Here is a 21,832-nt window from a genome sequence, read left to right on the forward strand (position 1 = left end):
ACAAGGAGAGTCAGTCACTTTGAGCACCAACCAGACTCGGCAGATCGACCTTAACGATCTGCACTCTCGGCCGGCGGCGCTGCAGGATCAATACTTTGTCGAGGCAGAAGCTCAGGTTGCGCATCACATCGTCCACGACTTCGCTGAGGCCAACTCCGAGATGTCGGCTCGGCATGGAATCCTGTTGTGGCAGAAACGAGTTGCCCAAGGCGTGGCGGCGCTGTGCGTCGTCATGGCGGTCGTGGCGCCCTCGGTGTTGCTGCTCACCCTACTGACCGTGACGTCGCTGATCGTGCTGGTGTCCTTCGGTGTGGCGATCGCCGGGTTGCGGCGCTGGAATGACCGCACGCGCCGGCCCAAGCCGGAGCTGGCTGAGCGCCAATTACCCAGCTACACCGTGCTCGTGCCGGCGTACCGGGAGGAAGAGGTGATCGGAGACCTGGTGCGTTGCCTGGCCGAGTTGGACTATCCGCAGGACCGGCTGGAGGTGCTTTTCCTCGTGGAGCGCACCGACATCGAGACCCAGGCCGCGATCGCCGCGGCCCGACCGCCGTCTCACATGCGGATTCTGCAGGTTCCGGCCGGACCACCGCGCACCAAGCCGCGGTCCTGCAACGCCGGATTGCTGGTCGCCAAGGGCGAGTTGCTGGTGATCTACGATGCCGAGGACCGGCCCCAGCCCGATCAGCTCCGGCGTACCGCCGCTGTCTTCGCCGCCGATTCGGGCGAACTCGCCTGCGTGCAAGCGGTCTTGCAGACCAGCAATATCAAGTCCAATCTGCTCGCGCACTGCTTCGGGGTGGAGTACGCCCGGCGCTTCCGCATGACGGTGCCGGGACTGGCCGCATTGGGTGCGCCGTTTCCCTTGGGCGGCACCAGCAACCACTTCCGCACCCGGGTGCTGCGGGAGGTCGGCGGCTGGGATGCCTGGAACGTATCGGAGGACGCCGATCTGGGCATGCGGCTGCACGCCCTGGGCTACCGGTCGGACGTGGTGGATTCCGTCACCTACGGTGATGCACCAGACCGGTTGCGGGATTGGATATCTCAACGCACCCGCTGGCACAAGGGCTTCCTTCTCACCGCTTTGGTGCACACCCGTTCCCCGCGCGCCGCGGTGCGCCGGTTCGGTCCGCGCGGCCTGCTGACGCTGCTGGTGTTCGTGCTCGGCATGCCGCTGCAATTCCTGGCGCAGACAATGATTTTCGGGCTCAGCGTTGCCGACACGCTCGGCTACGGCGGGCTGGTCGCGATCGAGATCGACCCGGCGGTGGTAGCCACCGTGCAAGCGGTCGGTACCTTGACCTGGTTGGCGGCCACCTACCTGGCCTGCGGCGAACAACGCAGGAGCCACGTGCGCGCGGTCGCCGCACTGCCGCTGTACTGGATCGCACACTGGGTGGCGGCGTGGCGCGCGTTGTACCAGCTGGTGACGGCACCCTTCCTGTGGGAGAAGACCGCGCATCGCGGTCCTGCGACGACGGCATCGCCGGTGGAGCTGACGGCCGCCGCGTGACGCGCGGCCGTCTTGGGATGTCCACCGATCGGCGGATAGGCGTTCGTCACCCATTGGGGCCGATCAGAGGTACTGCGGTGCCGCCCGAATCTCTACCTTCAGTCTGGTGAGCACATCGGGGGTCCTGGAAGTCCGGCCGCGGACGCCCGACACCGGGCGTGAACAGGCCATTCCGTCGGTGATCTGGCTGTTGCTGATCGGAAGCCTGGTGGTGCGATCGGCGGGGTTCGCCTACCCGTTCCTGGCCTATCACGTCGCCGGGCGCGGTTACGCCGCGGGCGCGATCGGGGCGGTGCTGGCGTCCTACGGTGTCGGTTGGGCCGTCGGTCAGCTGGCAACCGGGTCGTTGGTGGACCGGATCGGTACCCGCACGACGCTGGTGGCCACCATGTCACTGGCCGCGGCGGTCCTGCTCCTGATGGCCGAGGCGCGCAGCCTGCCAATGCTGCTGACCGGTGCACTGGTCGCAGGTTTGGTCTGCGACGCGCCCCGCACGGTACTGGGGGCGGCGATCACCGAGCTGGTTGCTGATCCGCGGCAACGGGCGCGGCTGGACGGCTGGCGTTTCGGGTGGGCGCTCAATGTGGGCGCGGCACTCACCGGTGGGCTGGGTGGCCTGCTCGCGGGCTGGGCCGGTACCCCGCTGCTGTACTGGGTCAACGGTATTGCGTGTGCGGCCTTCGCGGTACTGGCCATGAGGTGCATTCCGGTGGGCAGCTCGCACCCGGTGACCGCGCGTCAGGCGAATGGCGGCTACCGACAAGCGCTTTCCGACAGTCGTCTGATGCTGATGGTGGGGTCCAGCCTCGCGACGCTGACGGCGCTGATGACCATCTTTGTCGCCATGCCGATACTGATGTCCGCGTCTGGACTGAGCGCCGGAGCCTACGGTCTGGTGCAGTTGACGAACTCCCTGGCGGTGGTCGTCCTGACTCCGGCAATCACACCCTGGCTGAGCGCGCGACTGGCGATCGCGCCGAGGCTGGACATCCTGGCCGTCGCGGGGGTGTGGTTGGCGCTGTGCATGGGTGCGGTGGCGCTGGCGCACACCACAGTGGCCTTCACCCTGGCCGCAGCGGCGTGTTCACCGGCCGAGATCGCCTGGTTCGTCGTCGCCGCCGGCGTGGTGCACCGGATTGCTCCGGCCGGCAATCGTGGTCTCTATCAAGGGATCTGGTCGATGACCACCGCGGCCGCAGCGGTGGTCGCGCCCATTCTGGTGACGTGCGTCCTGCCCCACGGCGGACGTCCGGTGTTGGCGGTCGCCCTGGTGGCCGTGGGACTGCTCGGCGCCGCATCCTGCTCGCCGATGGCGCGTTCGCTTTCCAGGGTGAACTAGCACTCAGTAGGGTGTTTCGGTGGCGACCGCCAGCGGTGTGGAACTCGACCGGGTGCGCAGGATTCACCAGATGCGCTCCTACCGGATTGTCGCCATCCTCCGGATAGGGGTGCTCGCCTTTGTGTTGGGCGCCATGGTCGTGGCCGCTCCCCGGTCGGAGTGGGGCGGCCAGATCTCACTGGTCAGCTTGTATGCGTTCGCCACCGTGTGTGCTCTGGTGCTGGCGTTCACACCGTTCGACCGGCTCGGCATGAGCCGTTTCGTCGTGGGCCGATTGGAACCCTTCGCTTTCACCGCCATCGATGTGGTCGTGTTGACGGCTTTGCAGCTGATCTCGAGCGACGGTATCTATCCGCTGCTGATCATGATCCTTTTGCCGGTGCTGGTGGGTGTGGACATGTCGACCCGGCGTGCGGCGGTGATCCTGTCCTTCACGTTGGTCGGGTTCGCGTTCGCCGGGATCCAGGACCACCTGCAGAAGCGGGCGATCGACTGGTCGGACACCGCATTCCTGTTCGCGCTCTACACGTTCCTGTGCGTCGCGGCGCTGCTGACGGTGCGTATCGAAGAGCGGCATGCCCGCTCGATCGCCGGCTTGAGCGCGCTGCGCGAGGAGTTGTTGTCGGAGACCATGACGGCATCGGAAGTACTGCAGCGCCGAATTTCGGAGTCCATCCACGACGGACCGTTGCAGGATGTGCTGGCCGCGCGTCAGGAGCTGGTCGAGTTGCAACTCGACGACCCCGAGGACGACCGGGTGAGTCGTGCGCTGACGGGATTGCAGAGCGCCTCCGAACGATTGCGGCAGGCCACGTTCGAACTGCATCCGGCGGTGCTCGAGCAGGTCGGGCTGGGTCCCGCGGTGGAACAACTTGCCCAGTTCACCGCGACGCGGTCGGGCATCAAGGTCAGCGCCGACATCGACTACCCGATCCGCAATCAGATCGATCCCATCGTGTTCGGTGTGGCGAGAGAACTGCTGTCCAACGTGGTGCGCCACTCCCAAGCTCAGAACGCCTGGGTCGCGCTTCGCGTCGAGGAGGACATGTGCGTGCTCACCGTGGCCGACGACGGTGTCGGGGTCAACAGCGACACCATGGCGCGGCGGCTGGGGGAGGGGCACATCGGGCTGGCGTCACACCGGGCGCGCGTCGACGCCGCCGGCGGTTCCTTCGTCTTCCTCGAAGCGACCGCCGGTACCCGGGTCTGCGTGCGAGTGCCGCTGAAGAGTTGACCGCGGCGCGCTCAGTCGAGCAGCTTCTGGCGCATCGCTTCGGCGACCGCCGCGGCGCGGTCACTGACACCGAGCTTCTCGTACAGGCGCTGCACGTGCGTCTTGACGGTTGAGGGCGCCACATACAGTTCGGCCGCGATGGCCGGGATGCTCTGGCCGCGGGCGATGCGCAGGAGCACTTCGCGTTCCCGCGCGCTGAGCACCGGAGCGCTGGGGGCCGCGCGCTGGCGGATCTCCCCCGCGAGCCCGCCCACCAGCGACGGCGCTACCACGTCCCGGCCCTTGGCGCAGTCGAGTACAGCCTTGACGATCTCGGTGCGGGTCGAATCCTTGAGCAGGAATCCGGCGGCCCCCTGCTGGAGCGCCTGGTAGACGATTGCCGACTCGTCGTGCGCGGAGATCAGCAACACCCGGGTGGGTAGCTCGTAGCTGCGCACCGCGGCCGCGACCTGTGCACCGTCCATTCCGGGCATCCGGTAGTCCAGCAATGCGACGTCTGGCCGGTGCGCCTTGATCAGCTCCAGCGCGGAGGAACCGTCGTCGGCTTCACCGACGACATTCACCGAACCGCTCAGCGAAAGTGCGCGCACCACGCCCTCGCGAAACAGTGGGTGATCATCACCGACCACCACACGGACCTTCTCGGGGGTCGCAGCGCCGACCATGGCGAAAGTGTAGCGGCTGCCGGCAAAGTTCCGGTGATATTCGCTTACACCGGGGGGCGGCACCTTCTCGGGGCGGTGAGTACGGTGTCCCTGTGGCGATCAGCAACCTGGAACTGGACCGGGTGCGCAGAGTGCACCGATTGCGCTCATACCGGATCGCTTCGGTGTTGCGGATCGGTGTCGTTTTGCTGATGGTGGCCGCCATGCTCATCGGCACCCGGCGGTCCGAATGGCCTCAGCAAATCGTGCTGATCTCCCTTTACGGCGGCATCGCGGTGTGTTCGCTGGTGCTGGCCTACGCGCCGTCACGGGCGTTTGTCGGCATGGGACCGCTGGTCGGCGTGCGTCGGCTGGAACCGTTCGCGTTCACCGCCATCGACGTGGTGGCGCTGACGGGTTACCAGATGCTGTCCACCGACGGGATCTACCCGCTGTTGATCATGACCATGTTGCCCGTGCTGGTCGGACTCGATGTGTCCACCCGGCGGGCGGCGGTGGTGCTGGTCTTCACCCTGGTCGGGTTCGCCCTCGCCGTCATCGAAGACCCTGTGATGGTCCGGGCGATCGGGTGGCCAGAAGCCGTCTTCCGGTTCGCGCTGTACGCCTTTTTGTGCGGTACCGCATTGGTCGTGGTGCGCATCGAGGAACGCCACACGCACTCGATCGCCGGCCTCAGCGCGTTGCGGGAGGAATTGTTGGCACAGACGATGACGGCATCAGAAGAGCTGCAGCGCCGGATCTCGGAGGCCATCCACGACGGGCCGCTGCAGGACGTGCTGGCCGCGCGTCAGGAACTCATCGAACTCGAACTCGACCATCCCGACGACGAGCGGGTGAGTCGTGCGCTGGCAGGGTTGCAGAGTGCGTCGGAGCGGTTGCGGCAGGCTACTTTCGAATTGCATCCGGCGGTGCTCGAAGAGGTCGGGCTGGGGGCCGCCGTGGAGCAGATCGCCGGGTTCACCGCCAAGCGCTCGGGCATCAAGGTCAACACCGACATCGACTATCCGATTCGCAACCCGATCGATCCGATCGTGTTCGGCGTGGTGCGAGAGTTGTTGTCCAACGTGGTACACCATTCCCGGGCCGAGAGCGCGTCGGTGATGCTCGGTATCACCGACGAGATGTGCGTGCTGAACGTCGCCGACGACGGAGTGGGGGTCAACGGCGACGTGATGGCGCGGCGGCTGGGCGAAGGGCACATCGGACTGGCTTCGCACCGGGCCCGGGTGGACGCCGCCGGCGGCACCTTCGTCTTTCTCGACGCTCCGACCGGAACGCATGTCTGCGTTGAGGTGCCGCTCAAGGCTTGACGGACTCTCCGGTCGCCGCCGCATAGCCCGCCCGGTATCCGAATACCATCGCTGGGCCCAGGGTTCCGCCGGCCCCGCCATAGGCTCGGCCTGTTACCCCGCCCATGGCGTTGCCCGCCGCGAACAGGCCCGGAATCGGTTGGCCGCGTACGTGCAACACCCTGCCGTCGGGATCGGTCCGCGGTCCGCCTTTGGTACCCATCGATCCCACCCGGATCGGTACCGCGTAGAAGGGAGCGGTGTCGATGGGTCCAAGGGTTCTTCCGGCCGGGGTGCTCGCGCGGTCGTCGCCCCAGTAACCGTCATATGCGCTGGCACCGCGCCCGAACTCCGGGTCCGTGCCGGCGGCGACGTCGCGGTTCCACCGTTCGACGGTCCGGCTCAGTCCCGCGGCGTCGATGCCGGTCCTGGCGGCCAGTTGCGCCAGGTCGGCCGACTCGCAGAACCAGTCCGGAACCGGTTCCCCCGGCGCGACTCCCAGGAATCCGTAGCTGCTCAAGTGCACCGCGTCGAAGACCATCCACGCCTGGTCGTTGACGTAGCCACCCCGGGGATCGAGGTAGTGAAACGCGCCCGCCATCGAGTTGTACTCGCCAGCCTCGTTGACGAAGCGCCGGCCGGCCCGGTTGACGATGATGCTGCGCGGGCGGGTGCGTTCCAGTCGCACGCTGCGGCTGCGCTGGTGGCCGTTGATGGTGTCGTCGGGGATCTGGACGATCGGCACCCACCATGCCTCGCCCATGTTCGCCAGGTCCGCGCCCAGCGCCATCGCCATCCGCAGCCCGTCGCCGGTGTTGTTCGGCGGCGATACGGCGCCATGCATAGGTCCGCGCAGAAAAGCCTTCACCAGCGACGGGTCCCATTCGAAACCACCGGTGCCGAGGATCACGCCGCGTCGCGCGTGCACGTCCACGCTCTGCTCGGGACCTACGATTCGGACGCCGGTGACGCTTCCCTGCTCAACGATGAGCTCGGTGGCCCGGGCGTTGGTGCACGGCGCCACACCAACGTCGAGCAGACCCTTGAGTAGACCGGCGATCAGGGCGGTGCCCGCTACGCACAGGTCACCGGTGCGGTCCACGTCGGCGTGCAGACGGGCTTTGGTTTCGGCATCGAACCCGACGTTGGACCAGTCGGCGGGGAAAGCGGTGATTCGGGTCGCCCAGTCGCCGATCTGGGTCAGGTCGAACGGTGCCGCACCCAGTGAGCGACCGCCGGCCGGCTGGCCACCCGGCAACTCCGGCTGGTAGTCGGGGAAGCCGTCGGCGACCTCGAAGCGCAGGCCACTGTATTTCTCCACGAAGTCGAGCATCGATGGTCCAGTCCGCACGAATGTGTCCACCGACGTGTCGTCCATCGAACCGAAGGATTGCGCACGGAGATAACGCAACGCGTCCTCTACCGTCAATTCCCTTGCCGGACAACGGTCATGGGCCGGAATCCAGGCTATCCCGCCGGACACGGCACTGGTCCCGCCGACGGTCTCGGATTTCTCGAACACCGCTACGGTGGCGCCTGCGATCGCCGCCGTCAACGCGGCCGTCAACCCGGCGGCGCCACTGCCGAGCACCACGACATCGTATTCGTGGTCCCAGTACCGGTTTTCGTCCTTGGCCATACCCGAAAGTCCTTTCAGCTCAGCAGCATGGACAACTGCCCTGCGGCACTGACGACCGCGTCCTTGCCGCGCATCACCACGTCCTCGCGGTGGGAGATCAGATTGATACACGTCGGGGGCGACGCCGCCAGACGCCGCACCGGCACCGCGAGTCCATAGGTGTTCGGCTCGATTTCGCCGTGCGTGGTCACCCAACCGCGCTGACGTGCCGCGGTGACCAGGTCCCGCTCGCCCGGACGCGGCGGCATGCTCGCCAGCAGCGCGACGCCGGCCGCGCCGCGGTCCAGCGGGTAACGGCTGCCTTCGTGAAAGGCGAGTTGGTAGGCGACCTGCGTCGGCACGATGACCGCGACGGCCACCTGTTCGTCACCTTCGGCGACCAGCAGGGAGACCGTTGTGCCCAGCTCGTCGGCCAAAGAGCGCAGCGTCGGCAGGCAGAGCCTGCGCACATTGTGGTCGAAGGACGCGCCGAGCGTCGCCAGGGCAGCGGCAGGGCGGAAGCGGCCGTCTTCTCCCTTTGACACCAGCCGGAACTCGGTCAGAGTGGCCAGCAGCCGGTACGCGATGGTTCGGTGCACTCCTACCTGGTCGGCGACCTCCTGCATGGTCAGCCCGGCCGGCGCGGCGGCCACCAATTGCAGCGCGGTAAGGCCCCGGGCCAGTGTCTGCGAACCCGTCATGGTCTTGACAGACCTCGAGGGGAGAGCAAAGCTCTACATATAATGCACATCGATGTGCGATATTAGCACACATGCTGACGCGAAATCGAGAACACCATTTCCGCAGGAAGGGACCGTGACCGAGTTCGAGAGCATCTGGAGCGATCTTCAGGGCATCCCGTTTTCCCAGGGCTACCTGGATGCAGCGGGAGTCCGCACCCGCTATCTGCAGTCGGGCGACCCCGACCGGCCGGTGCTGATCCTGCTGCACGGTTCCGGTGGCCATGCGGAGGCTTACGTTCGCAATCTGGCCGCCCACGCAGAGCATTTCTCTACCTGGTCGATCGACATGCTGGGGCACGGGTACACCGACAAGCCGGGACATCCGCTAGAGATCTGGCACTACGTTGACCACCTGATGGCGGTGGTGCGTGCCATCGGGGCCGATCGCATCCACCTCAGCGGCGAGTCGCTGGGTGGCTGGGTCGCCGCCCGCGCCGCCATCGATCATCCCGATGCCATCGAGCGGCTGGTGCTCAACACCGCCGGTGGCTCCCAGGCCGACCCGGTGGTGATGAAGCGGATCATCACGTTGTCGATGGCCGCGGCCGAGGACCCGGCCTGGGAGACCGTGCAGGCACGCATCAAGTGGTTGATGGCCGACAAGTCGAAGGACTACGACGACCTGGTCGCCAGCCGGCAGCGCATCTACCGGCAACCGGGCTTCGTTGCGGCGATGCGTGACATCATGGCTCTGCAGGATGCGCAGATCCGTGCCCGAAATATGTTGGGGCCCGACGAATACGGATCCATCACCGCGCCGACGCTGGTCTTGTGGACCAGCGATGACCCCACCGCCGACGTGCCCGAAGGACGCCGCATGGCGGCGATGATTCCGGGGGCTCGTTTCGAGGTGATGCCGGGTTGCGGCCACTGGCCGCAGTACGAGGACGCCAAAACGTTCAATCGCATCCATCTCGACTTCTTGCTGGACCGCTGATGTCCGCAGGCACGCGCGCGGCAGAGGTCGACGCTCTCGTCGTCGGGGCCGGTCCGGTCGGCCTGACCATCGCCAATATCCTTGGCCTGCAGCATGTTCGGACGTTGGTGGTCGAGGCGCGCGCAACGCTGATCGACTATCCCCGCGGTGTGGGTCTCGACGACGAGGCGTTGCGGACCTTCCAGTCGATCGGTCTGGTGGAGCAGGTCCTGCCGCACACCGTGCCCAACCAGATTCTGCGGTTCTACGACGCCAAGCGCCGGATCCTCGCCGAAATGGCGCCACCGGACGCGCGATTCGGCTGGCCCAGGCGCAACGGATTCGTACAGCCGCTGGTCGACGCCGAATTACTACGCGGGCTGGACCGGTTCGATCACGTCCGGGTTCGCTGGAACAGCCCGATGGTCCGATGTGAGCAAACCGGGGACGGCGTGCGGATCGAACTCGGCGGCGCGAAATCCCGGACAGTGCGGGCAAAATACGTGGTGGGCTGCGACGGCGGTCGCAGCACCACGCGCGCAATGATGGGCGTCCACTTCGACGGCACTACGTCGTCCACCCGGTGGCTGGTCGTCGACGTCGCCAACGATCCGCTCGGACACCCGAACAGTGAGGTCGGCGCCGACCCGGCACGACCTTACGCCTCGATCTCGATCGCGCACGGAATCCGGCGGTTCGAGTTCATGATTCACACGGACGAGACCGACGAACAGGCCGAGGACCCGGCCTTCCTGACCCGGATGCTGGCGCGCATGGTGCCTTACCCCGAGCGCGTCGAGGTCATCCGCCGGCGCATCTACACCCACCACTCGCGGATCGCCGCCACCTTCCGGAGCGGCCGGATGCTGCTCGCGGGTGACGCGGCACATCTGATGCCGGTGTGGCAGGGGCAGGGCTACAACAGCGGGATCCGCGACGCGGCCAACCTGGGCTGGAAGCTGGCCGCGGTGGTCCGCGGCAGCGCCCGCGACTCGTTGCTCGACAGCTATGACGTAGAGAGGCGCAAGCACGCCCGGGCCATGATCGACCTGTCCACCATTGTGGGTCGGGTCATCTCACCGACCAGTCGCACAGTGGCAACCGCCCGCGACGCCGTCATCCGGTCGGCGTCGATAGTGCCTTCCCTCAAACGGTACGTGCTGGAGATGAGGTTCAAACCCATGCCGCGCTACGAGCAGGGAGCGGTGGCACACGTCGTCGCGCAGCCGGGCCGTCCGGGCTCGCCGGTTGGGACGCTGTTCATTCAGCCCCGTGTCGACACTCGCACGCAACGCGACATCCTGCTCGACGATGTGCTGGGCACCTGGTTCGCGGTGCTGTGCTGGAACAACAACCCCCGCAGTATCCTCGGGCAGCGCGCTTTCGAAGAGTGGAAAGCCCTCGGCGCCCGCTTCGTCGCGCTGCGGCCGGCGACCCAGCTGAACTGGACCGAGCAGGACGATCCCGACGTGGTCATCATCGGCGACCGGCGCGGCGACCTGAAGGCCTGGTTCGATGAACACGAAGAGTCGGTGGTGTTTCTGCGCCCCGATCGCTGCATCGCCGGAGCTTGCATCGCCCAGCGCTCCGCCGAGCTGAGTGACGCACTGATCCGGGCCCTCTCATTGATACCGGGAGGGGGTGAATCTGACAGTGCCACTGGTTCTTTGCTGTATGTCCCACAGCCCGCTGCTGAATCTACCGGGGCCGCCGCAGGATCTGCTTGACGACGTCGACGCCGCAATCGCCCGGGCGCGCGTATTCGTCGACACCTACGACCCCGAGCTGGTCGTCACCATATCCCCGGACCACTACAACGGATTCTTCTACAAGCTGATGCCGCCGTTCTGTATCGGCCTGCAGGCCAACGCCGTCGGCGACTACGGCACCTACGACGGTCCCCTGTGCGTCGATGAGGACACCGCCGCGGCATGTGCGCAGAGCGTTCTGGGTGCAGGCGTCGACGTGGCGGTCTCGGCGAGTATGGACGTCGATCACGGCACCGTCCAGCCGCTGGAGAAGCTGTTCGGGTCCGCCACCGCCCACCCGGTGCTCCCGATCTTCATCAACGCGGTGGCGGTGCCCCTGGGGCCGTTGCACCGCTGCCGTGCGCTGGGGACCGCGGTGGGAGAGTTTCTGTGCACCCTGGACAAGAGGGTGCTGGTGCTGGGTTCGGGCGGGTTGTCGCACAGCCCACCGGTGCCGACCCTCGCCACGGCCGCTGCGGAGCAACGGCAACGGATCGTGCAAGGCCGGCCGATGACCGCCGAACAGCGGCAGGCCCGGCAAATGCAGGTGATCGAGGCAGCCAGAAGCTTCGCCGATGGCCGCAGCGACCTCCAACCGCTCAACCCGGCCTGGGATCACCGATTCCTCGACCTCGTGGACGGCGGGCACCTGTCCGACCTCGACCAGTGGTCGAACCAGTTCGTGACCCACGAGGGAGGCAGCTCTGCACACGAAATACGCAGCTGGATAGCAGCTTTCGCGGCACTGGCCACGGCGGGGCCTTACCGGATCACGGAGCGCTATTACCGGCAGGCGGCCGACCTGATCGCCGGATTCGCCATCCGGACGGCGGTGCCGGCGAAGTGACGACATGCAACGACTTCGATCACCTGGTCGACGTCCTCGTCGTCGGTTCGGGAGGTGGCGGTATGACCGCCGCGTTGACCGCGGCGGCACGCGGACTCGATGCCCTGGTGATCGAAAAGTCCTCGCAGTTCGGCGGTTCCACCGCCCTGTCCGGCGGCGGCATCTGGGTTCCGGGCGCGCCCGCCCAGCGCCGGGCGGGCTACTCACCGGCGCCCGAGGAAACGGTCCGGTACCTACAGCAGATCACCGACGGCCTGGTCAGTGAGGCACGGATTCGGCAGTACGTGGCTTCGGCGCCCCGCATGCTGGATTTTCTGGAGGGTCTCAGTTCGTGGCTCGAATTCGTCTGGAAGCCAGGCTATGCCGACTACTATCCCGAGCTACCCGGCGGCTCCGGACTAGGCAGCACGATCAATGTCCCGCCCATCGACCTGCGTGCGCTGGGCGACGACGAGCCCAATTTGCTGCAACCGCTGGCACTGGCCCCCAGGGGAATATGGCTGGGGCCGAAAGAGTTGCGGTCCTTCTATCTGATCCGCCAGTCGTGGGCCGGCAAAGGTGTTCTACTGAAACTTATTTCGCGAATGGTCCGGGCGCGGCTGCTCGGCGAACGCATCGCCGCCATCGGGCAGTCACTGGCCGCGCGGTTGCGACTGGCGATGAAAGAGCGCGCAGTCCCGTTGTGGCTGAACGCGCCGATGGGCGATCTGCTGACCGACGTCGACGGGACCGTGACCGGCGCGTGGGTGCATCGGGACGGTAAGCCACAACGGGTCGGCGCGCGGCGTGGGGTGATCCTGGCATCCGGAGGCTTCGACCACGACATGGCCTGGCGCAAAGAGCACCAACCGGTGCTGGACCAGGATTGGAGTTTCGGCAACCCGGCGGCCACGGGCGACGGCATCCGCGCCGCGCAGCGGCTCGGCGCGGCAGCCGACCTGCTCGACGAAGCATGGTGGTTCCCCGCCATCCAATGGCCGGACGGGCGAATGCAATTCATGCTCAACGAGCGGATGATGCCGTCGCAGTTCATCGTGAACGGCGACGGCAGGCGGTTCATCAACGAGGCGGCGCCCTACATGGACTTCGGTCACGCCATGATCGAAGGCCACAAGTCCGGCGTCACGCACATCCCCTGCTGGCTCATCACCGATCACCGGTCATTCAACCGCTACGTCGTCGCCGGGCACCTGCCGATACCGCGAATTCCCGGCGCACCGGTGCCCACCGGACGCAAGATGCCGAAGGCCTGGCTGGAGGCCGGCGTGGTGAAGGCCGCTTCGACGTGGGCGGAACTGGCCACCAAGATCAGTGTCCCACCAGCGGAACTCGAGGCAACCGCGGCGCGGTTCAACGAACTCGCGCGCGCCGGACACGACGACGACTTCGGCCGTGGCGACAGTGTTTACGACAACTACTACGGTGATCCGACCCTGCCCAATCCCAACCTGTATCCGCTGGGCAACCCGCCCTACTACGCGTTCCGCATCGTGCCCGGCGACCTGGGGACCTCGGGGGGTCTGCGCACCGACGAGTTCGCCCGGGTGCTGCGGCCCGACGACACCGTGGTGCCCGGCCTCTACGCGGTGGGCAACACTTCGGCGCCGGTCATGGGACGTAGCTACGCAGGTGCCGGCGCGACCATCGGACCCGCAATGACCTTCGGCTTTGTCGCCGCCGAACATCTTGCCGCACAGACCCTTAATTCCCGTAGGAGGTAGCCATGAAAGTTTCGCTGTTCTATGAGTTCGCCCTGCCACGGCCGTGGGACGCCGATGACGAGCGTCAGATGCTGCAGGACTGCCTCGACGAGGTGGAAGCTGCCGACAGGGCCGGCTTCTCCATCGTCTGGCTCACCGAGCACCACTTCCTCGAGGAATACTGTCACTCCACCGCGCCGGAGATGTTCCTGGCTGCGGCCAGCCAGCGCACCAAGAACATTCGGCTCGGATTCGGCATTATGCATCTACCGCCGGCCGTCAATCATCCGGCCCGAGTGGCCGAGCGCATCGCGACCCTGGACCTGATCTCCAACGGCCGAGTTGAATTCGGGACCGGAGAATCCTCCTCCATCGGTGAACTCGGCGGCTTCAACATCGACCCCGCCGACAAGCGGGCCCAGTGGGAGGAAGCCCTCGAGGTCGCCATCCGCTGCATGGTCGAGGAGCCTTTCTCAGGTTTCAAAGGTGAGCACATCGAGATGCCCGCGCGCAACGTGATCCCTAAGCCGCTGCAGAAACCCCATCCGCCGGTCTGGGTGGCCTGCACCCGGCCGGCCAGCGTTCAGATGGCCGCTCAGAAGTGCATCGGCGCACTGAGTTTCGCCTACACCGGTCCCGGCCCGCTCACCGAGCGGGTCAACGGCTACTACAAGGAGTTCGAGGAAAACGGGGTCCCCGTGACTCCGCAGATCAACCCGAACATCCTGGCCATCGGCGGTGACCTGTCGATGATGGTGGCCAAGACCGACGACCGTGCGCTGCAGCGCCTCGGAAAGGGCGGCGGATTCTTCTCGTTCGGCATCATGCACTACTACATGACCGGCGTGCACACACCCGGACGCACCGGTGTCTGGGACCGCTATCTCGAAGAGGTCGACAAGGACCCGACCCTGGCATACGGTCCTGGTCGGGGCGCGATCGGTTCACCATCCACCGTGCGGGAGTTCCTGCGCGGCTACGAAGAGAGCGGTGTCGACGAGATCATCCTGCTGCTGAACCCGCGCAGTCATGAGGGCACCATGGAATCCATTGAGCTGATGGGCAAAGAAGTGTTGCCCGAGTTCATCGAGCGCGACGAGAAAGCCGCGGCCGAGAAGGCCGCGAGACTGGCGCCGGTGATCGAGAAGGTGGAGGCGCGTCGGCCCGAGTCGACCATCCCGCCCTTCGACGAGAACTACTCGTTCGGTGGCTTGCCGACCGGACGCGGCGGTAAATTCACCGCCAGCGAGATTCCCGAGGCCATGGCCGAGATCAACGAGGGCCGGGTACAGGCGGCGCAGCGGTTGAAGGAGCAGCAGGCCAAGTGACACCGGAAGGCGGCTGAGCGTTGGCGCGCATCGAGGAGTTGTTGCGCTACGACGGTCGTCGTGCCGTGGTGACCGGGTGCGCATCGGGGATCGGCGCGCAGGTGGCCCTGCAGCTCAGCGAACTCGGCGCGCAGGTCATCGGGCTGGACCTGAAGCCACCGAGCCTGACCTTGAACGACTTTCACGAAGTCGACCTGGCCGACCCGGCGTCGATTGATCGGGCCGTCGCCGCCATCGCCGGCCCGATCGATGCGCTGTTCAATGTCGCCGGCGTCTCTTCGGGAATCGGTGACCCGCTGCTGGTGGTGACGGTCAACTTCCTGGGGCTGCGCCATCTCACCGAGGGGCTGATCTCTCGCATGCCCGCGGGTTCGTCGATCGCGAGCGTGTCGTCGCTCGCGGCGGCGGGATATCGGGAACATCTGCGGCAGGTCGCACCGTTGCTGCGCACAACCTCAATGCACGAGGGCATGCAGTGGTGTGAACGCCACCGGAACATCCTGGGCGCCGGCTACCAGTTGTCCAAGGAAGCCATCATCCTTCACACCATGCGCTGCGCCGCCGGCCTGGGCGCGAAAGGCATCCGGATCAATTGCACGGGACCGGGAGTCACCGAAACCCCGATCCTCGATCAATTGCGCACGGCCTACGGATCCGCCTACCTCGACGACATCGCCAAGCCGCTCGGCCGCGTCTGCGACCCGGCCGAACAGGCGGCCGTGCTGGTGTTCCTGAACAGCCGGGCCGCCAGCTATATTTCGGGCCAGGTGGTGTGGGTGGACGGCGGCAATGTGGGTGCTGCCATCGCCGCGGAACTCGAGGAAGGACGGGCCTGATGGCCACGATGATTGACTTCCGCCGGACCGCAAGCGAAGTGAGCAATTGGGGACGATGGGGTGCTGCCGATGAACTCGGCACCCTGAACCTCATCACCCCCGACAAGGTGCGGCAGGCGGCCGGACTGGTCCGTCACGGCAAGGTATTTCCGCTCGGCGTGGACTTCGGCTCATCCGGGCCACAGGGCGCTTTCGGCTTCCGGCACAACCCCATTCACGTGATGACGGTGGACGGCGGTGACGCGAACTCGCTGGCGCAGTACGGCCCCGGGTGGGCCAAGAATCCCACCGCGGCGCAACTGAGCAGTTATGTAACCGACAGTCCGTTCCGGTTCAACGACGACCTGGTGATCATGCCGTTGCAGGCCGCCACCCAGTGGGACGCCCTGTCCCACGTGTACTACGAAGATCGGCTCTACAACGGCTTCCCGGCCGACTCAGTCACCAGCCTGGGGGCATTTCACTGCGGCATCGACAAGGTCGACGTCAAGGGCATCACCTCGCGCGGCGTGCTTTTGGACGTGGTGCGCCACCGGGGAGCAGAGGTGTTTCTCGAGCACGGAAACCCCATCACGCCAGCCGAACTGGACGACGTGGCGCGAGGGCAGGGGGTGCGGATCGAAAGCGGCGACATCGTTTTGGTCCGAACCGGTTGGTGGACCAGGTTTCTGATGACCGGGGACAAAGTCGAGCCATATTCCGGACTGGACTGGAGCTGCGCTCGCTGGCTGCATGACAACGAGGTTGCTGCGGTTGCTGCCGACAATCTTCAGGTCGAGGACCCGGTATCCGGTGTCGAGGGCTTGTTCCTGCCGTTCCACCTTCTCTGCCTGCGCGACATGGGATTGATGCTGGGCGAGTACTGGGATCTCACGGCACTGGCCGAGGACTGCGCGGCCGACGGCGTATACGAGTTCCAGCTGATCGCGCCGCCGCTGAGGTTCACCGGCGCCGTCGGTTCCCCGGTGAATCCGATCGCGATCAAGTAATGCAGGTACACCGCAGGACCGTCGAGATCGACGGTCTGACAACGAGTTACCTCGAGGCGGGTGACGGTGATCCGGTGGTGCTGTTGCACGGCGGTGAGTTCGGTGCCGGTGCCGAGTTGGGTTGGGAGCGCAACATCGGCGCGCTCGCCGCGCACTACCGGGTGCTCGCGCCCGACCAACTCGGATTCGGTCAATCGGCGAAAGTCATTGACTTCGTCAACAGCCGGGCGATGCGGATCCGGCATGTGGCGCGGTTCTGCCAGACACTGGGCGTCGAGGCAGCGCACTTCGCAGGAAACTCCATGGGAGCCATCAACCTACTCACCGACGCTACGTCGAATGCGCCGCTGCTGCCGGCGCGCAGCCTGGCAATCATCTGCGGGGGCGGGGAGATTACGCAGAATCACCATTTCGATGCCCTACAGCAATACGACGCGACGTTGCCGGCCATGCGCAACATCGTCGAGGCGTTGTTCTACGAAGCCGGCTACCCCGCGGACGAGGACTACGTGTGGCGCCGCTTCGAGGCCAGCACCGCGCCCGGGGCATGGGAGGCGGTGGCGGCCGCGCGATTTCGCCGTCCCAACGCGGCTGCACCGGTGGCATTTTCCAGTGCCCAGGCTTATGAACGGATCCGGGTGCCGACGCTCGTCATTGAGGGGGCCGGCGACAAACTTCTGCCATCCGGTTGGGCGGCACAGATCGCCGAGCAGATCGCCGGTGCCCGTTCGGTGGTCGTCGACGACGCCGGGCACTGCCCCCAGATCGAACAGGCGTCGGTGGTGAACGAGTTGCTACTCGAATTCTTCGGGCGATAAGGTAGTCGAAGCCCTGCTTGACGCAGGAAATTCTTATACGGCCGCGGATGCCGCCAGTGCATCTGCGTTGCAAATTCTTCAGGACGGCATTCCGGGTGTGGTCAATGCACCCGCTCAGGGCACTGCTGGGGCGCCCGCTGATCGGCAATGGCGCCGACGGTACGGCTGCCAGTCCCAACGGCGGGGCCGGCGGACTGTTGTACGGCAATGGCGGTAACGGCTTCTCCTCGACGACCGCCGGAATGGCGGGCGGAGCCGGGGGTGCTGCCGGACAGATCGGCAACGGCGGAGCGGGCGGAGCCGGAGGTCGGGGCGGCACCGCTGGTGCGGGCCTGATCAACGGTGCCCCCGGCACCGGAGGCCCGGGTGGCGACGGCGGTAACGCCCACGGGGCAGGCAATGGTGGTGATGGCGGAGCCGGTCAGGGCGGAGCCCCCGGCGGCGCCGGTGGCATGGGCGGACGGTTGTTCGGCCGGCCTGGGGCCGACGGCGCCGTCTAGACGGACTCCGTTGTTATGAAAGTAGCTGCCGCGATGGACAATTCACAGAGCGATTCGCCGAATCCGGCAGCGATCGACTTCCTCCGGCGCCCATCGGCGACATCGGTGGCCAATCAGGCGTGCCGCCCCAATCGCCAAAAACGTTCTGATGCAATAGGGCTCCCTCAGTAGAGGTAGTCGAGCCGCGTCTGCATGCCGGCGAACTCGTGATAGGTGTTGTGGCAGTGCATCACCCAGGTGCCCGGATTGTCGGCCACCAGGACAGCGCGGAGCTGCTGCTTGGGCAGCACGATCGCGGTGTCCTTGCGGGCGCCCAGCGTGCCGTCGGCGCGGATGACCTGAAATGTATGCCCGTGCAGATGCATCGGATGCCACATCATGGTGGTGTTGTCGAAGACCAGGGTGGGGCGCTGGCCGTCGCGCACATGCAGCGGCTTGGTCTCGCTGTACGGTTCGCCGTTGATCGTCCAGTCGTACTTGGTCATCGTGCCGCCGAGGAGGACGGGGAGATCGAATCCCGGGTCGGGCCGGCCCAGATTGGCCACCGTCTCCGCGGTGAACATTTCGATTGTGCCCACTCTTCCGGTGAGTTCACTCGGCCGGAATTCCGGGTCCGGCGGACTGCCCTTGCCGGTGACCAGCAGCGCGCGGGCCACCGCATTCTTGCCTTCTGCGGACGCGACCAACGGAAAAACGCCGTCGGCTGCGGTCACCACGACGTCGTAACGTTCGGCCATGCCGACCAGCAACGCGTCCACCTGAGTCGGAAGCACCGGGAAACCGTCGGTGTGGGTGACCGTCATCGAATGCCCCGCAAGAGCGACCCGGAACGCGGTGTCCGAGGCGGTGTTGATGATACGAATGCGGATTCGCTGCCGGGGTTGGGCGTCGAATGTGGTTGCGGCTTCGGGTATCCGCCCGTTGATCAGATAGTAGGGGTAGGCGATGTCACCGGCGTCGCCGCCGAGCAGATCGCTCTTTCCCACTTCACCGCGCGGCATGCCCGGCATGACGCTGGTCGGACCGGGAGAATTCGATAACGTGGGTGCGGACGCGGTTGTCGGGGTGCTGCCGGTCGTTGCGGGCGCCCCCGTCGTGGTCGTCGCGGAAGTCGTGGGTGGCGTAAAGGTCGCGGCAGGCTCGGGTGTGGCCGGTTTGTTGCTCAGCTCGTCGTAGAGTTGCTGTGGCGACTTCCCTACGCCGTCGGTCCAATCATCAATGATGACAATCCATTCGGCGTCATAGCGGCCCAGTTCGGTTGGATCGTCGACGATGAACGGCAGATACAGACCCCGGTCGCCGTCCAAGCCGGTGTGGGGGTGGGCCCAGTATGTGCCGGAGTTCGGTACCGAGAAACGGTAGGTGAAGCTTTGTCCCGCGGGAATGTTCGGGGTAGCGGGTGCGGCGCCGTCCATGTCGTTACGTAGCGCGATGCCGTGCCAGTGAACCGACGTGGGACGACCGAGCTTGTTGGTGACGGACACGACGACCTCGTCGCCCACGGTGGCGCGGATCAGCGGCCCGGGAACGGTGTCACCGTATGCGAATGTCTCGACGATTCGGCCGCCGATGTCGACCTTTGCGGGTTGCGGGGTCAGGCTGACGGTCACCGTCCGGTCACTGTGTGGGCGGGCAGCCTCGGCGGCGGCGATCGCGGCGGCCATCGGTGAGGCCGGCTTCCCCGTTCGGCCGCATCCAGCCAGCGTGAGTCCGCCGGCAATGCCGGTCGCGATGAAGCCACGCCTGCTGAGGTTCGGCGTGTCGAAGGGGTTTCGGCTGGTCGGCGGTGCCGGCATTGACCGCTCCTTGGTCGTGGGTCCTGGTCGAAGCGAAGACGCCTTCCACACACTGCTCAGCTCGCCGGGATCGCGCAACCTGGTCTGCGCGTTCCGTCGCGTGCCGGGGATGGCGAGCTGGTCGGGGCCGGAAATCCGTCGCCACCTCGTCATTGCCCCGCCGAGAACCCGCAAGTATCGGAGAGCGCCTTGGTTCGGTAGCTGCATGAAGGCACTTCGGGATTGTCAGTGACGAAACCATGTGTCGGGTGCATACTGGCCCGTGCTCAGTTGGTGGCAGGTAGGAGGCACGTGATGTCGTTCGTCTTCGCTGTTCCGGAAATGTTGGAGAGTGCTGCACAGCAAGTCACGGGCATCGGTACGTCGCTGCACAGTGCGAATGCCGCCGCCGCCGCGTCTACCACCGAAATAATGGCGGCCGGTGCTGACGAAATATCGGCGGCGGTTACTGCGCTTTTCGGCGATCACGGCTTGCGGTTTCAGTCGCTGAGTGCTGCCGCTGCGCAATTTCATCAGAGCTTTCTGCAAACGTTGAATGCGGCCGGCGGGGCGTACGCCGCGTCGGAGGCGGCGAATGCCTCGCCATTGCAAGCGCTGACAAGCAGCGTCCTGGGCGTGGTGAATGCGCCCGCGCAGTCGTTGTTGGGACGTCCGCTGATCGGCAACGGTGCCAATGGGACCGCCGCCAGTCCCAACGGCGGTGGGGGCGGGATTTTGTTCGGCGACGGGGGCAATGGTTACAGCGTCACCAGCGGAGCCACCACGCAGAATGGTGGCAGCGGTGGGGCCGCCGGATTTATCGGCAACGGGGGTGCCGGCGGTAACGGCTACGCGGGCGCGAACGGTGGGGCCGGCGGTAGCGGCGGGTGGTTCATCGGCAGCGGCGGCGCCGGCGGTTCCGGAGGGGTGGTGGCCGCTGCCACTACTGGCGGTGCCGGTGGTGCCGGCGGCAACGCCCCCTCGATCGGTTGGGGTGGCCACGGTGGGGCGGGCGGTGAATCTGCCCTGGGCACCGGCGGAGCTGGCGGCATTGGTGGTGCCGGCGGAAGACTCGCGGGTATCGGCGGCACCGGAGGGCAGGGCGGGTACGGCCCCGCCGGCGGCGCCGGCGGGGCCGGCGGCGAAGCCGCCGCCCGTTTGTTCGGACTGGGTGGCACCGGCGGTGCCGGCGGGCCGGGGACGATACAGGGTGGTGCCGGTGGTGCCGGCGGTACCGCCGGGGGTTACTTCGTAGGCTTCGGCGGTGCCGGTGGAGCCGGCGGATCTGCCCACAACGTCGACGGTGTCGGTGGCGCTGGGGGAGCCGGCGGCGTTTCTGGCGTGTTGTGGGGCTACGCGCAGGGCGGCGCCGGCGGTATGGGTGGTTTCGGCGTCTCTGCCGGTGGTGCGGCTGGCCAGGGTGGTATCGCAGCGGCAGCGCTGGGCGTGGGCGTAGGTGGCGGCGGCGGCATCGGGGGCGCTGCCGACCTCGACGGGGCCACCGGCGGTGCCGGCGGTCAGGGTGGCTCCGGCGTCGCGGTCGCGGGATTTGGTGTCGGCGGTATGGGCGGTGCTGGCGGCTTCAGCCTCAACGGTGCCGGCGGCTCCGGTGGCACCGGCGGTCCGGGCGTCCTCGTCGCCGGCCTCGGCGTCGGCGGTGTCGGCGGTGCCGGTGGCAGCAGCATCTTGGCGACCGGCGGTGCCGGCGGGGCCGGAGGCGACGCCGGGGGACTGCTCGCTGTCGCGCTCGGCGGTAACGGCGGCAACGCCGGCAGTGGCGTCGGACCGGCCGACGGAGGTCACGGCGGAAACGTCGGTGCGATATCCGACGGGTCCTTCGTTCAGACTTTCTTCGGTAACGGCGGCGACGGCGGCCACGGCGTCAACGGTGGAGCCGGTGGCAAAGGCGGCACCGGCGGGCTACTTCTGGGTGCCGACGGGACGAACGGCTCGGCTTAGCCGCAGAGCGCG

17 protein-coding genes and 1 pseudogene are annotated in these 21,832 nt (G+C 66.7%); 14 read left to right on the top strand and 4 right to left on the bottom strand.

Annotated elements, in window-relative coordinates; all coding sequences use genetic code 11:
* Positions 1-19 precede the first annotated feature (19 nt).
* The 3 genes from ACX9NE_RS19430 to ACX9NE_RS19440 all read left to right on the top strand — a co-directional run bounded on the left by ACX9NE_RS19430 (position 20) and on the right by ACX9NE_RS19440 (position 4,089).
* Positions 20-1,516, top strand: coding sequence for a glycosyltransferase family 2 protein (locus ACX9NE_RS19430; RefSeq protein WP_459363368.1), 1,497 nt, complete (start codon positions 20-22; stop codon positions 1,514-1,516).
* Positions 1,517-1,640: 124 nt separating this feature from the next.
* On the top strand, positions 1,641-2,855 hold the full coding sequence (locus ACX9NE_RS19435) for an MFS transporter (RefSeq protein WP_459363434.1): 1,215 nt from the start codon (positions 1,641-1,643) through the stop codon (positions 2,853-2,855).
* 19 nt (positions 2,856-2,874) lie between these two features.
* Positions 2,875-4,089 carry a sensor histidine kinase gene (locus ACX9NE_RS19440; protein ID WP_459363369.1) on the top strand — a complete coding sequence of 405 codons (1,215 nt, stop codon included), beginning with the start codon at positions 2,875-2,877 and terminating at the stop codon, positions 4,087-4,089.
* Between the two features lie 11 nt (positions 4,090-4,100).
* On the opposite strand, the gene narL is transcribed toward ACX9NE_RS19440, so the two are convergent.
* On the bottom strand, positions 4,101-4,754 hold the full coding sequence (gene narL / locus ACX9NE_RS19445; protein WP_459363370.1) for a two-component system response regulator NarL: 654 nt from the start codon (positions 4,752-4,754) through the stop codon (positions 4,101-4,103).
* Positions 4,755-4,846: 92 nt separating this feature from the next.
* Here narL and ACX9NE_RS19450 point away from each other — a divergent pair, with 92 nt between their 5' ends.
* Positions 4,847-6,064, top strand: a complete 1,218-nt coding sequence (locus ACX9NE_RS19450; RefSeq protein ID WP_459363371.1) for a sensor histidine kinase — start codon at positions 4,847-4,849, stop codon at positions 6,062-6,064.
* On the opposite strand, the gene ACX9NE_RS19455 is transcribed toward ACX9NE_RS19450, so the two are convergent.
* Positions 6,054-7,682: an FAD-dependent oxidoreductase gene (locus ACX9NE_RS19455; RefSeq protein ID WP_459363372.1), complete on the bottom strand. Its 1,629-nt coding sequence runs from the start codon at positions 7,680-7,682 to the stop codon at positions 6,054-6,056. The two genes, ACX9NE_RS19450 and ACX9NE_RS19455, sit on opposite strands and share 11 nt — an antisense overlap.
* Positions 7,683-7,696: 14 nt before the next feature.
* The gene (locus tag ACX9NE_RS19460) at positions 7,697-8,362 is read right to left on the bottom strand and encodes an IclR family transcriptional regulator (protein ID WP_459363373.1); all 666 of its coding nucleotides are present in this window, start codon (positions 8,360-8,362) and stop codon (positions 7,697-7,699) included.
* 115 nt (positions 8,363-8,477) lie between these two features.
* Between ACX9NE_RS19460 and ACX9NE_RS19465 the strand changes: the two genes are divergently transcribed.
* From ACX9NE_RS19465 to ACX9NE_RS19505, 9 genes and pseudogenes are all read left to right on the top strand, one after another.
* On the top strand, positions 8,478-9,341 hold the full coding sequence (locus tag ACX9NE_RS19465; protein WP_459363374.1) for an alpha/beta fold hydrolase: 864 nt from the start codon (positions 8,478-8,480) through the stop codon (positions 9,339-9,341).
* Positions 9,341-11,047, top strand: a complete 1,707-nt coding sequence (locus ACX9NE_RS19470) for a bifunctional 3-(3-hydroxy-phenyl)propionate/3-hydroxycinnamic acid hydroxylase (RefSeq protein WP_459363375.1) — start codon at positions 9,341-9,343, stop codon at positions 11,045-11,047. Before ACX9NE_RS19465 ends, ACX9NE_RS19470 begins: the two co-directional genes overlap by 1 nt.
* Complete coding sequence (locus ACX9NE_RS19475; protein ID WP_459363376.1) at positions 10,995-11,915, top strand: 3-carboxyethylcatechol 2,3-dioxygenase; 921 nt, start codon at positions 10,995-10,997, stop codon at positions 11,913-11,915. The genes ACX9NE_RS19470 and ACX9NE_RS19475 overlap by 53 nt, the downstream gene beginning before the upstream one ends.
* Positions 11,912-13,636, top strand: coding sequence for an FAD-binding protein (locus ACX9NE_RS19480; RefSeq protein ID WP_459363377.1), 1,725 nt, complete (start codon positions 11,912-11,914; stop codon positions 13,634-13,636). Before ACX9NE_RS19475 ends, ACX9NE_RS19480 begins: the two co-directional genes overlap by 4 nt.
* A 2-nt stretch (positions 13,637-13,638) precedes the next feature.
* Entirely contained in the window at positions 13,639-14,943 is a 1,305-nt protein-coding gene (locus tag ACX9NE_RS19485) for an LLM class flavin-dependent oxidoreductase (protein ID WP_459363378.1), read from the top strand.
* 20 nt (positions 14,944-14,963) lie between these two features.
* Positions 14,964-15,779: a coniferyl-alcohol dehydrogenase gene (locus ACX9NE_RS19490; protein WP_459363379.1), complete on the top strand. Its 816-nt coding sequence runs from the start codon at positions 14,964-14,966 to the stop codon at positions 15,777-15,779.
* Entirely contained in the window at positions 15,779-16,768 is a 990-nt protein-coding gene (locus tag ACX9NE_RS19495; RefSeq protein WP_459363380.1) for a cyclase family protein, read from the top strand. Before ACX9NE_RS19490 ends, ACX9NE_RS19495 begins: the two co-directional genes overlap by 1 nt.
* The gene (locus ACX9NE_RS19500; protein WP_459377740.1) at positions 16,768-17,586 is read left to right on the top strand and encodes an alpha/beta fold hydrolase; all 819 of its coding nucleotides are present in this window, start codon (positions 16,768-16,770) and stop codon (positions 17,584-17,586) included. The genes ACX9NE_RS19495 and ACX9NE_RS19500 overlap by 1 nt, the downstream gene beginning before the upstream one ends.
* Before the next feature lie 4 nt (positions 17,587-17,590).
* Positions 17,591-18,077 (top strand): annotated as a pseudogene (locus ACX9NE_RS19505) (PGRS repeat-containing protein); the annotation flags it as partial.
* Between the two features lie 173 nt (positions 18,078-18,250).
* Here the strand turns inward: ACX9NE_RS19505 and ACX9NE_RS19510 are convergent.
* Positions 18,251-19,882, bottom strand: a complete 1,632-nt coding sequence (locus ACX9NE_RS19510) for a multicopper oxidase family protein (RefSeq protein WP_459363382.1) — start codon at positions 19,880-19,882, stop codon at positions 18,251-18,253.
* Between the two features lie 294 nt (positions 19,883-20,176).
* Between ACX9NE_RS19510 and ACX9NE_RS19515 the strand changes: the two genes are divergently transcribed.
* Positions 20,177-21,820 (top strand): PE family protein, encoded by a 1,644-nt coding sequence (locus tag ACX9NE_RS19515; RefSeq protein ID WP_459363383.1) that lies wholly within the window; start codon positions 20,177-20,179, stop codon positions 21,818-21,820.
* Positions 21,821-21,832: the final 12 nt, after the last annotated feature.

It is taken from the genome of Mycobacterium sp. ML4 (assembly GCF_054515735.1).